The 12,868-nt window shown below is 61.6% G+C and carries 14 protein-coding genes; 2 read left to right on the top strand and 12 right to left on the bottom strand.

The genetic code is table 11. The annotated features are described in order from the left end of the window. The 6 genes from ACO54Z_RS05790 to lptM all read right to left on the bottom strand — a co-directional run. Positions 1–2,677, bottom strand: a 2,677-nt coding sequence (locus tag ACO54Z_RS05790; protein ID WP_485996165.1) for a FimV/HubP family polar landmark protein, incomplete at its 3' end; no start/stop codon positions are given. Between the two features lie 91 nt (positions 2,678–2,768). Continuing rightward, entirely contained in the window at positions 2,769–3,863 is a 1,095-nt protein-coding gene (gene leuB / locus ACO54Z_RS05785; protein WP_485996164.1) for a 3-isopropylmalate dehydrogenase, read from the bottom strand. A gap of 2 nt (positions 3,864–3,865) precedes the next feature. After that, complete coding sequence (gene leuD / locus ACO54Z_RS05780; protein WP_485996163.1) at positions 3,866–4,477, bottom strand: 3-isopropylmalate dehydratase small subunit; 612 nt, start codon at positions 4,475–4,477, stop codon at positions 3,866–3,868. Next, positions 4,474–5,880, bottom strand: a complete 1,407-nt coding sequence (leuC, locus tag ACO54Z_RS05775) for a 3-isopropylmalate dehydratase large subunit (protein ID WP_485996162.1) — start codon at positions 5,878–5,880, stop codon at positions 4,474–4,476. Before leuC ends, leuD begins: the two co-directional genes overlap by 4 nt. Next, on the bottom strand, positions 5,877–7,121 hold the full coding sequence (lysA, locus tag ACO54Z_RS05770; protein ID WP_485996161.1) for a diaminopimelate decarboxylase: 1,245 nt from the start codon (positions 7,119–7,121) through the stop codon (positions 5,877–5,879). The genes leuC and lysA overlap by 4 nt, the downstream gene beginning before the upstream one ends. After that, complete coding sequence (gene lptM, locus ACO54Z_RS05765; RefSeq protein ID WP_298079537.1) at positions 7,114–7,230, bottom strand: LPS translocon maturation chaperone LptM; 117 nt, start codon at positions 7,228–7,230, stop codon at positions 7,114–7,116. The genes lysA and lptM overlap by 8 nt, the downstream gene beginning before the upstream one ends. Before the next feature lie 32 nt (positions 7,231–7,262). On the opposite strand from lptM, the gene ACO54Z_RS05760 reads away from it, so the two are divergent. Both ACO54Z_RS05760 and ACO54Z_RS05755 read left to right on the top strand, forming a co-directional pair. After that, on the top strand, positions 7,263–7,916 hold the full coding sequence (locus ACO54Z_RS05760; RefSeq protein ID WP_485996160.1) for an alpha/beta hydrolase: 654 nt from the start codon (positions 7,263–7,265) through the stop codon (positions 7,914–7,916). Between the two features lie 66 nt (positions 7,917–7,982). Beyond that, positions 7,983–8,339 (top strand): hypothetical protein, encoded by a 357-nt coding sequence (locus tag ACO54Z_RS05755; RefSeq protein WP_485996159.1) that lies wholly within the window; start codon positions 7,983–7,985, stop codon positions 8,337–8,339. Positions 8,340–8,447: 108 nt separating this feature from the next. On the opposite strand, the gene ilvE is transcribed toward ACO54Z_RS05755, so the two are convergent. The 6 genes from ilvE to grxD form a co-directional block, all read right to left on the bottom strand. Next, positions 8,448–9,479 (bottom strand): branched-chain-amino-acid transaminase, encoded by a 1,032-nt coding sequence (ilvE, locus tag ACO54Z_RS05750; protein ID WP_485996158.1) that lies wholly within the window; start codon positions 9,477–9,479, stop codon positions 8,448–8,450. An 18-nt stretch (positions 9,480–9,497) separates the two neighbouring features. Further along, the gene (locus ACO54Z_RS05745) at positions 9,498–9,830 is read right to left on the bottom strand and encodes an AzlD domain-containing protein (protein ID WP_485996157.1); all 333 of its coding nucleotides are present in this window, start codon (positions 9,828–9,830) and stop codon (positions 9,498–9,500) included. After that, positions 9,827–10,501, bottom strand: a complete 675-nt coding sequence (locus tag ACO54Z_RS05740) for an AzlC family ABC transporter permease (protein ID WP_485996156.1) — start codon at positions 10,499–10,501, stop codon at positions 9,827–9,829. Before ACO54Z_RS05740 ends, ACO54Z_RS05745 begins: the two co-directional genes overlap by 4 nt. Before the next feature lie 4 nt (positions 10,502–10,505). Beyond that, positions 10,506–11,054 carry a metallophosphoesterase family protein gene (locus ACO54Z_RS05735; protein ID WP_485996155.1) on the bottom strand — a complete coding sequence of 183 codons (549 nt, stop codon included), beginning with the start codon at positions 11,052–11,054 and terminating at the stop codon, positions 10,506–10,508. Positions 11,055–11,244: 190 nt separating this feature from the next. Further along, positions 11,245–12,255: an amino acid ABC transporter substrate-binding protein gene (locus ACO54Z_RS05730; RefSeq protein WP_485996154.1), complete on the bottom strand. Its 1,011-nt coding sequence runs from the start codon at positions 12,253–12,255 to the stop codon at positions 11,245–11,247. 81 nt (positions 12,256–12,336) lie between these two features. After that, positions 12,337–12,663, bottom strand: a complete 327-nt coding sequence (grxD, locus tag ACO54Z_RS05725) for a Grx4 family monothiol glutaredoxin (RefSeq protein ID WP_298079529.1) — start codon at positions 12,661–12,663, stop codon at positions 12,337–12,339. Positions 12,664–12,868: the final 205 nt, after the last annotated feature.

Raw genomic sequence — 12,868 nt, 5'->3', positions numbered from 1 at the left:
CAAAGGAGAGGAAGTCGAAGTCGTCTTCCGGCTCGGCGGCGGTTTTGTCGGCGTGTTCTGCCTTGTTTTCCGCTTTGGTAGCGGGTGCTGCCGGTTCTTCTTCGGCGAAAGCGAGGAAGTCGTTAAAGTCGTCTTTTTCTTCGGCAACAGGCGCGGTTTCGGCTTTCGCCGCAGGTTGGGCGATGGGTTCTTCGTCGCTGGCGAAGGAGAGGAAGTCATCAAAGTCGTCTTTTTCTTCCGCGACCGGGGTGGCTTCGGCTTTGGCCGCCGGTTTGGCGGCAGGCGCGTCTTCGCTGGCAAAAGCGAGGAAGTCGTCAAAGCTGTCTTCTGCTTCGGCAGCAGGCGCGGCGGAAAGGTGCGGCTCGGCTTTGGCGGTGTGATCCTTGCCGTTTTTCAGCGGAGCTGCGGGCTCGTCTTCGGCGGACAGTTTTTCAAGGTCGTTGAAGAAGTCGTAGTCTTCGTCGCTGTCGCTGGCAGGCGGTACGGCAATCGCGGTCGGCTCCTGTTTCGCGCGGTCGTTGCCTGCCACGGCGGCGACCGGTGCGGCGGGTTCGTCTTCCGGGATTTCCAGGTCTTTGAAGAAGTCGTCCGGCAGTTCGTCGGCGGAGTGCGGTTCGCCGTCGTCGTATTCGTCGCGGTATTTGGGCAGACCGGAGAATTTTTTGTTGAGGTCGTCCAGTTCGGAGAGTTGCGCATCCAGGCGTTCCAGTCCGTCCACGTCGGTGCTGGCGGGGGCGGCGTTGCGGATTTTGACTTCGCCGACTTTGTCGCCGATTTTTTGGCTTTCGCTGCTGTCCATTTCGGCGGCGAGGCGCTCGATGTCTGCTGCGCTAAATTCTTCGATGCTGTCTTCGTCGCTGTCGTCACGGCGTTTGCGCTTGGCGAGCATGAAGGCGGCGGCACCACCGAGGGCGAGAACGCCGGTGCCTGCAGCGGCCAACAGCGGCAACGGCAGGCCGCTGGAGATTTTGTCTTCCGGTTTTTCCTGGGCGACCGCAGCGATGGTTTCGCTCTTCATTTCCGGCACGACGGCGGGGGCGGCCGGTGCCGGCGCGGCATCGTTGCTGGCGACTTCCACCGGCGGGGTTTCTTCGGCTGGTGCGGGCTGAGCAACGGGTTCAGGTTGTACGGCAACAGCGTCTGCCGGGGTATCGTTGGCGGCGACTTCCGGCGCCGGGTTGTCGGCGGTGAGGTCAACCGGTTCGGGTTCGGGACTGGCGTCGGGTTGTGGCTGCGGGTTGTTGGTGGCGACGAGGGTGTCGGCACCGTCCAGGGTCAGTGCATTGCCATCCAGCGGGGCGTTTTCCGCGGCATTTTCGGGTGTTGCCGGGGCGGCGGGGGTATCGTTTTGCGCCACCTCGGGTGCGGGCGCGGCGGCTTTGTTGTCCTGGTCGCCTGCGTTGTTGTTTTGTGCCAGTTCGGTGGCGACTGCCGGGGTGTCGGTGGCCGCTTTGGCTTCGGCAGCGTCGTTTTGTGCCAGCGCGTTGTCGGCGGTGGCAGCGGCTGCGCCCGCAGCGGCGGCTTTGGCGGCATCGGCCTTGTCTTTTGCCGCTTTTTCGGCTTTTTTCGCCTCCGCTTTGGCCTTGGCGCCGTTGTCGGCGATTTCGGTTTTGGCGGCAGGCATGGCAGCGGCGCCCGGATCGGGGATGGTAAGGGTACTGCCAACCATCAGGTTGCCCATGTCGTTATGGGCGAAGGAGCCACGGTTGGCGTTGTAGATGGCGCGCATCATCTGCTGGATGGAGACGGATTCGGACGGGCGTGCGGCGTTGGCAATGGAGAACAGGGTTTCGTTTGATTTGACCGGGCCGTATTTGCTGCCCACCGGGATGCTGCCCGGTTTGACCGAGGTGGAGTAGTAGGAGTAGCCGCCGTCGCCGTTGTCGTTGTTGCCACGGTCGGCCAGTACCGGCCGCGCCTGTTTGGGCTGGGTGGCAAGGTCGTGTCCGCCCCAGCCTTCGCTGTCGGCGCTGGCGGCACGCAAGGGCGCTGCCGCCTTGCTGCGCGCAGCCAGTTGTTCTTTTTCTTTGGCTTTGTCTTTTTTGTTTTTTTCTTTGTCTTTTTTCGGGTTTGCCAGTACGGGCTCGCTTTTTGCCGCTTTGCGGTTGTCTGCCAGCGCGCTGCGTGATTCGGGCTCGCCGATGGGCAGCAGTTCGCGTTCGCTGTTTTCGTCTTTGTCTTTTTTGCCTTTTTTCTTGCCTTTGCTGTCGCTGTCCGCCAGGGTCGGTTTTTCGATGATAGCCATCGGTTCGGCAGCGTTCGGGTTGAGCGGGTCGGCGTTAAAGAAGGCGGCGTATTCGCGGGTGACGGTGCTGCCGTTGCTGTTGATGGTCAGCATGAAGTTGACGAACGGCTCGCGGATGGTGGCGGTGCTGGTGACGCGGATGACGTATCCTTTGCCAGACGGTACCAGGCTGAAGCGCAGTTTTTTGTGGATGGGCAACAGTTCTACGCCCTGGGCGCGATAGGCCGCGGGGCTGGCAAGCTGAACGGTTGCACCTTTGGCGGCAGCGGCAGTCATGCCATCTACCGGGATGGTGGCGCTCATCGGCTGGCCAATGCTGGAGTTGACGTGGATAGGGCCGAGGCCGATGGAGATGGCGGCACTGCTGCACCCCAGACCGACTGCCAGTGCAACGGTGTGGCGCAGACGTGCAGGTGTTTGATTCCTGTTCATTTTGTGCTCCTGAGCCGTATTGCATCTACGGCGGTATCATAAAAACAACATTGAGATTATAGCAGCAGTTGTTATACAAGCAAGTAATGTTTTACCAACCCCGTGATAATGCTGCTTCCAGGTAATTGCAGACGGCATCGCCGATGGCGGCGGTGCTGTATGGTTGTTGCCCGTCTGCAACAATGTCGGCGCTGCGGTAGCCCTGGCTGATGCTTTCTTTGACGGCGTTTTCCAGAAGCCAGGCGAGGCTTTCTTCTTGCAGGGAGTGGCGCAGCAGCATGGCGAGCGAGAGCAGCATGGCGTAGGGGTTGGCGATGCCCTGCCCGGCGATGTCCGGCGCGGAGCCGTGTACGGGTTCAAACAGGCCGACGCCGTCGTCGCGCAAGGATGCAGACGGTAGCAGGCCAATCGAGCCGGTGAGCATTGAGGCTTCGTCGGAGAGGATGTCGCCGAAGAGGTTGCCGGTGACGATGACGTCGAACTGGCGCGGATCGCGCACGAGCTGCATCGCGGCGTTATCAACCAGCAAGTGCGTCAGCGCGACGTCGGGGTAGTCGGCGGCGACGGCTTCCACGGTTTCCCGCCACAGTTGCGAGCTTTCCAGCACGTTCATTTTGTCTATCGAGCAGAGGCGTTTTTGCCGCCCACGCGCCGCTTCAAAGGCGACGCGGGCGATACGGCGTACTTCGCTTTCGCTGTAGCGCAGGGTGTTGTAGCCCTCGCGTTCGCCCGCCGCGTTGGTTTCGATGCCGCGCGGCTGGCCGAAGTAGATGCCGCCGGTGAGTTCGCGCACGATGAGGATGTCCAGCCCGCGCACCCGTTCGGCTTTGAGCGCGGAGCGGTCTATCAGCGCGTCCATGACGTGTGCCGGGCGCAGGTTGGCAAACAGTCCCAAATCGGCGCGGATGGCGAGCAGGCCGGTTTCCGGGCGTTGCGCGCGCGGCAAGCCGTCCCATTTTGGCCCGCCGACGCAGGCGAGCAGTACGGCATCGGCGGCGCGGGCTTTGGCGCGGGTCGCTTCCGGGTAGGGTTCGCCGCTGGCATCGACCGCGCAACCGCCGAGGTCGGCGTAATCAAGCGCGACCGCCAGCCCCGCCTGTTCTTGTAATAGATGCAGGACTTTTTCCGCTTCTGCCATAATTTCCGGGCCGATGCCGTCGCCGGGGAGGAGGAGGATGTTTTTCATGTTTATTCCTTGAAAAGCCAGGGGAATTGTTGCCGGTGCCGCGCTTCAAAGGCGCGGATGTCGGCGGCGTGTTGCAGCGTTTGCCCGATGTCGTCGAGGCCGTGATAGAGCGCGTGCTTGCGGAAACCGTCAACCGCGAACGGGTAACTTGCCGCACCGCATTGAATCGTCTGCGTTTCCAGATTGACTTCAATCGTAACCGCTTCCGCCGCCTGCGTCGCTGCCAAGAGCGCTTCGGCGTCGGCAGCGCTGACCTGCGCGGGCAGGACGCCGTTTTTGAAACAGTTGCTATAGAAGATGTCGCCGAAGGATGGCGCGATGATGGCGCGAAAACCGTATTCATCGAGCGCCCACACCGCGTGCTCGCGCGAGGAACCGCAGCCGAAATTCGCCCCGGCGAGCAGGAATTTCGCCCCCTGGTAGCGTGCCTCATTGAGGATAAACGCCGGGTCGGGCGCACGGTCGGGCAGATAGCGCCAGTCATCGAAAAGATACTGACCGAAACCCGTCTTGCTGATGAGCTTCAAATACTGCTTCGGCAAAATCGCGTCGGTGTCGATATTGCTGCGAAAGAGCGGCGCCAGTACGCCGCGTTCAACGGTAAACGCCTTCATGCCAACCACTCCCGCACATCGACAAAGCGCCCGGCAACCGCCGCTGCGGCTGCCATTGCCGGACTGACTAAATGGGTGCGCGCGCCCTGCCCTTGCCGCCCTTCAAAATTGCGGTTCGACGTGGAAGCGCAGCGTTTGCCCGCCGGAATGCGGTCGGCATTCATCGCCAGACACATCGAACAACCCGGCGAACGCCACTCAAAGCCGGCATCCATAAAAATACGGTCCAGCCCTTCCGCCTCTGCCTGCGCTTTGACCAGACCGGAACCCGGTACAATCAGGGCAATCTCAATATTGGCCGCGACCTTGCGCCCTTGAACGATACGCGCGGCGACGCGCAAATCCTCAATGCGTGCGTTGGTGCAAGAGCCGATGAATACCGCATCGAGCGGAATGTCGCGCACCGCCTGCCCCTCGTGCAGCCCCATATAATCGAGCGCGCGCGCGTAGGCGTTGCGCTGGTTGTCGTCGCGGGCATCGGCAAGATGCGGTACGACGCCGCCGACATCGACCACCATTTCCGGCGACGTGCCCCAGCTTACCTGCGGCGCGATTTTCGCCGCCTCAAGCACCACTTCGGCGTCAAAAACCGCATCGTCATCGCTGACCAGCGTGCGCCAATACGCCTCCGCCGCCTCCCACAGCGCGCCCTGCGGCGCACTCGGCCGGCCGCGCAAATAGGCAATCGTCTTCTCATCGACCGCGACCAGCCCGGCACGCGCGCCCGCCTCAATCGACATATTGCACATCGTCATCCGCCCCTCCATCGTCAGCGCGCGAATCGCCGAGCCGGCAAACTCCAGCGTGTAACCGGTGCCGCCGGCGGTGCCGATGGTGCGAATCACCGCCAGCATCATGTCCTTGGCGTACACACCCGGCTGCAAATCGCCGTCAATGACGATGCGCATCGACTTCGTCTTCTTCTGCGGTAGGCATTGCGTCGCCATCACGTGTTCGACCTCGCTCGTGCCGATGCCAAACGCCAGCGCGGCAAAGGCGCCATGCGTGGACGTATGCGAATCGCCGCAAACAATCGTCATCCCCGGCAGCGTCAAGCCCTGCTCCGGGCCGATAACGTGCACAATCCCCTGGCGCGGGTCACGTCGCCCAAACAGACGAATGCCAAACTCGGCGCAGTTGCGCTCCAGCGCCTCCACCTGCGCGCGCGAAACCGCGTCCTCAATCTCGCGCTCCGGGTGCAACGTCGGCACATTATGATCCGGCACCGCCTGAATCGCATCGACCCGCCACGGCTTGCGCCCGGCAAGACGCAGACCGTCAAACGGCTGCGGCGAAGTCACCTCATGAATCAAATGACGGTCAATATAAAGCAGTGCCTGCCCGTCCGCCTCGCGCACCACATGCGCCTGCCAGACCTTGTCATACAACGACTGCCCGCTCATAACAGCTCCTGCGCCCACAAATCGGCGAACGACTCGCGGCGGCGAATCAACCGTGCCTGCCCGCCCTCGATTAACACCTCGGCGGGACGCGGGCGCGAGTTGTAATTACTCGCCATCGAAAACCCATAAGCGCCGGTGCCGGGAATGGCGACCACATCGCCGCGCTCGCCGCAAATCGGAAAATCGCGGGCAAAGGTATCGCCGCTCTCGCACACCGGGCCGACCACATCCATGCGCGACACCCCGTCATACGGGCGCGACAAATTCAGCAGCGACGGCCGCACCTGATAGAGCGCCGGGCGCACATAATCATTCATCGCCGCGTCGAGCATCAAAAACTCGCGCCCCGACTGCGACTTACGGAACACCACCTGCGACAGCAAAATCCCGGCATTGCCGACCAGCGACCGTCCCGGTTGCAAATGCAGACGCAGCGGGCGTTCGCCCACCTTCTCCAGCAGCGCGCGAGACAAATCAGCAGGCGATAGCGACATCTTTTCAGCTTCCGTCTCAATACCGAGACCGCCGCCCAAATCCACGTGCTGCAAGGCGATGCCCTCCGCCGCCAGCGCATCGGCGAGCGCCAGCACCGAATCCGCCGCCTGCAAAAACGGCTCCAGCAGACGAATCTGCGAACCAATATGACAGCCGATGCCGGCCACGCGCAGCGACGGCTGCGCCGCTGCCCAACGATACAACGCGGGCGCGTCTTCCAGCGCCACGCCAAACTTGTTCTCACGCATCCCGGTGGAAATATACGGATGCGTCTTCGCGTCCACATCCGGGTTCACCCGCAGCGCGACGGGCGCAACCTTGCCCATCGCTGTCGCCACCTCGGCAAGACACTGCAACTCCGCCGCCGACTCCACATTAAAACAGCCAATCCCGGCCGCGAGCGCCGCCTGCAACTCCGCATCCGTTTTCGCCACACCGGAAAACACCACCCGCGCCGCATCGCCGCCGGCCTGCAACACCCGCGCCAACTCGCCGCCAGAAACAATATCGAACCCCGCGCCCTCTGCCGCGAGCAGGCGCAAAATCGCGAGATTAGAATTCGCCTTCATCGCAAAATGCAATCGCACCTCACGCGACAAACCGTGCGCCAAATACGCGCGGAACTGCGCACGAATCGCATCGCTGTCATACACATACAGCGGCGAACCAAACTCGGCAACGAGCTGCACCAGCGACACCCCGCCGACGCGCCCCTGCGCATCCAACCCGGACAAAAACTCACTCACCGGCCTGCTCCTGCGCCTTGGGCGCATCATCCGGCAAAAACAGCGGCCCCTTCTGCCCGCAACCCGCGCACAAAGCCGTTACAATAAAAAACACAAAAAACCTGAACATTGCGAAAAACCCGCTAAAAAAGGAGCGAAATTATGGCACAGCCCCTCGAACGAATCACCCGCGGCGCCGAAAAAAACGTCACCCACAGCATCATCTGGCTGCACGGCCTCGGCGCGGACGGCAACGACTTCGTCCCCATCCTGCCGCAGCTTGAGCTGCGCCCGACCACGCGCATCACCTTCCCGCACGCCCCCGTGCGCCCCATCACCCTGAACGGCGGCATGCCGATGCGCGGCTGGTACGACATCAAAGACCTCAGCTTCGAACAACGCGACGAAGACCTCGCCGGCATCGAGGCGAGCGCCGCGCAAATCCTCGCCATCGCCAAAGAAGAAGAACAGCGCGGCATTCCGGCAGAAAACCTCCTCTACGCCGGCTTCTCGCAAGGCGGCGTGCTGGCGCTCTACCTCGGCCTGCGCCATCCCTGCGCGGGAATCCTCGCACTCTCGACCTACCTCGCCGACCGCGACCACACCCCGCCCGCCGACTGCGCCCACTGCCCGCCCATCCTGCAAATGCACGGCACCCACGACCCGGTCATCCCCTACAGCGTCGGCAAACTGAGCTACAACCTCCTGAAAAGCAAAGGCTACGCCCCCGCATGGAAAACCTACCCGATGCAGCATCAGGTCATCCCCGAACAAATCACCGACATCGCCGCCTGGCTCAACGAACAAGGATTCTGAACCATATACATACACCTTGAGCGCTCAGGTGTATGTAAATCCCATCTCCCCCTAACCGGAACCAATATGCAAAAAACCCTGACCTTTATCGCCGCCGCCCTGCTCGGCAGCTGCACCACCAGCGGCGGCCTCAACCAAAACGCCATTGCCCGCGAGCTGATCAGCTCGCAGATTGACCAGCAATGCCACAGCCAGCTCAACGCCCGCCAGGAATGGCAACTCGCCTCGGCGTTGATGGGCGCGGAAATCAAACAGCAATGGGAAAACAAAATCTGCGGCTGCGTCAGCGAAGAAGCCCCGGCACAGATGAGCGGCGAAGAAATGCTGCAAGTCCTGAACCCTGCCACCCGCCAGCAGGTAGTCAGCAATGTCGCGGTGAAAACGGTCAAGGCGTGTTTCGCCCGCGTGATGCAGCAGCGTTGAGCATTCACCCACAAAAAAACGGCGCTCATGGCGCCGTTTTTTTCGCAGGGATGGTTTTGCGCGAAGGCAAAAGGGCGGGCTTCCCCGCCCTTGCCGTTTTTCAGATTTTTAGACTTTTTTGATCCAGCCGTAGCGGTCGGGGGTTTCACCGTACTGGATGGCGGTGATGGCTTCGCGGATGGCGAGGCCATGTTTTTGGTTGGCGACCGGGATTTCTTTGTCGTCAATGACGAAGCTGGTTACGGGCGAGATGACGGCAGCGGTGCCGGTGAGGATGGCTTCCGCACCGTTTTCTACCGCCAGTTGCAGTTCGGCGACGGTCAGGTCGCGTTCGTCGATAGTGTAGCCCAGGTCTTTGGCGACTTTCAGTACGGAGTCGCGGGTGACGCCGTGCAGAAACTCGTCGGTCAGCGGTTTGGTGCGGATGGTGTTGCCGTCAATGAGCATGAAGTTGCTCGCGCCGGTTTCCTGGACGTCGCCGTTCGGGCAGAACAGGACCTGGTTCGCGCCGTATTTTTTGTGGGCGGCGGTCGTCCAGCCGAGGGCGGAGGCGTAGTTGCCGCCGCATTTGATGCGTCCCATGTGCGGTGCGCAGCGTTGGTGTTGGGTCTCAACCAGCAGTTTCATCGGGCTGCCGACCTTGAAGTAGTCACCCACCGGCGAGGCGAGGATGTAGAGCACGGCGCTGTCGGTGCCGTGTGCGGCCTTGCCGATGACGGGGTCGGTGCCGATGAGGGTCGGGCGCAGGTACATCGCGTTCGGCGCGTCCGGCACGATGTCGGCGGCGCGGCGCACCAGTTCAAAGAGGGCGTCGCGGTAGGCGGCGGTTTCCGGCACAGGGATTTCGAGCAGGCGCGCGCTTTGTTGCATTCGCGCGATGTTGTCGTCCGGGCGGAAGAGGACGATGTCGCCGTTTTTTTGGCGGAAGGCTTTCAGGCCTTCAAAGCATTCGCTGCCGTAGTGCAGGCCGTGTGCGCCGGCGGGCAGGGTGATTTCGGCGCTGTTCTGCCAGCGCACGGGTTGCCAGGCGCCGTTTTCGTAGGCGATAACCGGCATTTCGGGGTAGAAAACGCTGCCGAAGACAGCGGGAACTTCTCGGCTCATGGGTGGCTCCTTTCGGGTTGGGTTGAGGGATTGCACGATACTGCGCGCGGCGAGCTATGGCAAGGCGAGCAGGCTTTGTCCGGCGATGTAGAGGCTCATGCCGCCGAGGACGCTGATGACGGGGTTGCGCCAGCGGTGTTCGAGGGCGATGACGGTGATGAGGGCAAGGGCGCTGACGGCAGCGGCGCTGGCGGGTTGCCATTTGAGGGTGCTGGCGGCGTAGAGGGCGAGGATGGTCATCACGCCCGGCGGCATGACGCGGCCGAGCCAGGCAAAGGTGGTGTCGTAGCGGCGGGCGATGCGCGCGAGGAGGAAGGGGAAGGCGCGCAGGGCGAAGGTGATGATGGCGCTGGCGAGGACGGCGGCGGCGATGGCGGTGTGGTTCATGCGGCGGTTTTGCGGGGGCTGAGGCAGAGAAGGGCGAGGAGGATGGCGATGGCGGTCGCCAGGACGTTACGCTCGCTGACGGTGGCAAGCGCGATGAGGATGGCGATGAGGCCGTAGGCTTGCGCCGGGCGGCGTTCGCGGTAGTAGCTGTGGCTTTGTGCGAGGATGAGGAAGAGGGCGGTCAGGGCAAATTCGAAGCCGGTGAGCGCGGGCGGGATGATTTGTCCGAGGAGGAGGCCGAGGGCGGTGCCGCCAATCCAGTAGAGTTGGCAGAGGGCTTCGATACGGGTGATGAGGCGCGGGTCGGTGTCGCGTCCCATCGGCGCGATGAGGCTGTAGGCTTCGTCGGTCAGTGCGAAGATGCTGTAGGCGAGGAGCAGCGGGCGGCCGCGGTAGGCGGCGGTCGGGAAGGAGAAACCGTAGAAGATGAGGCGTAAATTGACGGCGAGGGTGGCAAGGGCGACCGCGCCGAGGCTGGTGCCGTTTATCAAAAGGCCGGCAAGGAGGAATTGCATTGCCCCGGCGTAGAGGAAGATGCTGGCGGCGAGCGCCCACAGCGCGGGCAGGCCGTTTTGCGTCCACATTACCGCGTAGGCGATGGCTAGCGGGATGTAGCCGAGGAGGATGGGGATGGTGAGGATGAAGGCGCGGCGCCAGGTGTAGTCTTGCATGGGTTCAGGCTTTGGGGTTGCGGGGCGGGTAGGGCAGGGGCGGGATGGCTGCGAGGCGGGCGCGGATTTCGTCCCACGACCACAGGCGGTGTTCGGGATGGGCATCTATGCCGACGTCCAGCGCCGCACCGCGCAGGCGCACGGTGCCGTGGGTGTGGCCGTAGAGGTGCCAACTGCCGCGTTGCGCGCCGCGCCATTCAAGGATGGGGTAGTGAAAAAGGACGATGGGCTGGCCGTCCAGGGTGTCTTCATGGTAGGGCCTGATCCAGCGGAAACGTTCGCGCAGGTAGGGGTCGGCGCCAAGTTCATCGTCGTGGTTGCCGCTGACCAGGCAGATTTCGCCATTGAGTTCGGCAAGCAGGCGGAAGGTTTCGGCAAGGCCGCCAAAGGAGACGTCGCCCAGGTGATAGACGCGGTCGCCTTTGCCCACTTGCGCGTTCCAGCGTGTAATCATCGCGGCGTTCATTTCGGCGACGTTGCGGAAGGGGCGGTTGCAGTATTTGATGATGTTGTGGTGAAAAAAGTGGGTATCTGCTGTGAAATAAACCGCCATGTCAGGCTTCCGGTTGGTTGAACGCGCGGCATGATACCACCGCGATGCGCAGTCGGGATAAAGCCCCGACGGGCGGGGCTTTGGAGCGGGAAGAGCGGCTGGAACCGCTTGGGTCATTTACATAATGGCTTCGCCATTTTTTTAGAAAGCCCGGTCAGGCGGCGAAATGCCGTACAGGGCTTCGTCTATATCAGCGCAGCGGCGGGGCAAACATGATGCCGCCCTGGTTCCAGAGGCGGTTCAGGCCGCGTTCGATGTTGAGCGGCGAGTCTTTGCCGACGTTGCGGTCGTAGGCTTCGCCATAGTTGCCGACGTGTTTGATGATTTTCGCGCAGAAATCCGCGCCTACGCCCAGTTTGTCCGCACCGTTGGCTTCAAGGCCGAGCAGGCGGCGGATGTTCGGGTTCTCACTCTTTTTCATTTCTTCAAGGTTTGCCTTGGTGACGCCGTATTCTTCGGCATTGACCATGCAGAAATGTGTCCACGCGGCGAGGTCTTTGAAAGCGGGGTCTTCCTGGCGTACCAGCGGGCCAAGCGGCTCTTTGGAGATGACTTCCGGCAGGATGACGTGCTCGTCCGGTTTGGCAAGCAGTTTGCGCTGGACATAGAGGCCGGAAACGTCCGAAGAGTAGGCATCGCAGCGCCCCGCATCGTAGGCGGATTTTACTTCTTCGGATTTTTCAAAGATCACCGGCTTGTATTCCATGCCGTTGGATTTGAAATAGTCCGCCATGTTGGTTTCGGTGCTGGTACCGGTGTTGGTGCAGATAGACGCGCCGGAAAGGTCTTTGACGCTCTTGATGCCAAGGTCTTTGCGCACCATGAAACCCTGGCCGTCGTAGTAATTGACGCCGATGAAATCAAACGGCATATCAACGTCGCGCGAGGTCGTCCAGGTGGTAACGCGCGCCAGTACGTCAATTTCGCCGGATTGCAGCACGGTGAAGCGCTCTTTTGACGAGGTCGGGCGGAAGCTGACTTTTTCCGGGTCGTCAAAAATGGCGGATGCCAGCGCGCGGCAATAGTCCACGTCCAGCCCCGTCCAGCGGCCATTGTCGTCAGCGACGGAAAATCCGGCCAGTGCCTGGGTGACGCCGCAACGCAACTCGCCACGTTTTTTGATGTCATCCAGCGTGCCAGCCTGCGCAATCTGGGCGAGGGCGGCAAGGCCAAGAGCGGTACAAATCAGGGATTTTTTCATGAGATTCTCGCGGTTGGTGATGGGAAGGGGATTGTGCCACGGCGGACGGGGCGACGGGATAGCCGTTGGTTATAGCGCTATTCAGTCTTCGTCCGGCCACTCAATGTTCGCCAGCAATGGTGCCAGTTCGCCCGCCTGGTGCATTTCAGTGATGATGTCGCAGCCGCCAATCAGCTCGCCCTTGACCCACAACTGCGGGAACGTCGGCCAGTTGGCGTATTTCGGCAACTCGGCACGAATTTCTGGATCCTGCAAAATATTGACGTAAGCAAACGGCTCACCGACCTCTTTCAAACAGGCTACCGCCTTCGCCGAAAAACCGCACTGCGGGAAATCCGGCGTGCCTTTCATATAAAGGATGACCGGTGTGGATTCGAGCTGGTCTTTGATGCGTGCAATTACATCCATAAAAACTCCAAGGTTTCAGTTAAAAGGAAGGGGCAGCATCTTACCGAAGCACCTGGAAAAAGCCTAGCAGAAGGCGAATGGCTCGGAGTTGAGTGTAAAGGTAAAAAATATTATTAGTAAAAACAGGTGTTAATGAAGAAAGTTGGAAGATTTGAGGAAAAGGGGTTGCGTGGTGGATTGTTGAAGCTATAATGCGCGCCCTGCC

This window comes from Cardiobacterium sp. (assembly GCF_057314735.1).
Note: the sequence above shows the minus strand (reverse complement) of the source record. Positions and strands in the feature narration are given on the sequence as shown.

Coding starts and splice junctions, on each gene's coding strand:
- ACO54Z_RS05735 (WP_485996155.1), bottom strand. CDS start 11,054: ATGGCGGTTTATTTCACAGCAGATACCCACTTTTTTCACCACAACATC.
- ACO54Z_RS05730 (WP_485996154.1), bottom strand. CDS start 12,255: ATGAAAAAATCCCTGATTTGTACCGCTCTTGGCCTTGCCGCCCTCGCC.
- ACO54Z_RS05755 (WP_485996159.1), top strand. CDS start 7,983: ATGCAAAAAACCCTGACCTTTATCGCCGCCGCCCTGCTCGGCAGCTGC.
- leuD (WP_485996163.1), bottom strand. CDS start 4,477: ATGAAGGCGTTTACCGTTGAACGCGGCGTACTGGCGCCGCTCTTTCGC.
- ACO54Z_RS05740 (WP_485996156.1), bottom strand. CDS start 10,501: ATGCAAGACTACACCTGGCGCCGCGCCTTCATCCTCACCATCCCCATC.
- lptM (WP_298079537.1), bottom strand. CDS start 7,230: ATGTTCAGGTTTTTTGTGTTTTTTATTGTAACGGCTTTGTGCGCGGGT.
- leuC (WP_485996162.1), bottom strand. CDS start 5,880: ATGAGCGGGCAGTCGTTGTATGACAAGGTCTGGCAGGCGCATGTGGTG.
- grxD (WP_298079529.1), bottom strand. CDS start 12,663: ATGGATGTAATTGCACGCATCAAAGACCAGCTCGAATCCACACCGGTC.
- leuB (WP_485996164.1), bottom strand. CDS start 3,863: ATGAAAAACATCCTCCTCCTCCCCGGCGACGGCATCGGCCCGGAAATT.
- ACO54Z_RS05745 (WP_485996157.1), bottom strand. CDS start 9,830: ATGAACCACACCGCCATCGCCGCCGCCGTCCTCGCCAGCGCCATCATC.
- ACO54Z_RS05760 (WP_485996160.1), top strand. CDS start 7,263: ATGGCACAGCCCCTCGAACGAATCACCCGCGGCGCCGAAAAAAACGTC.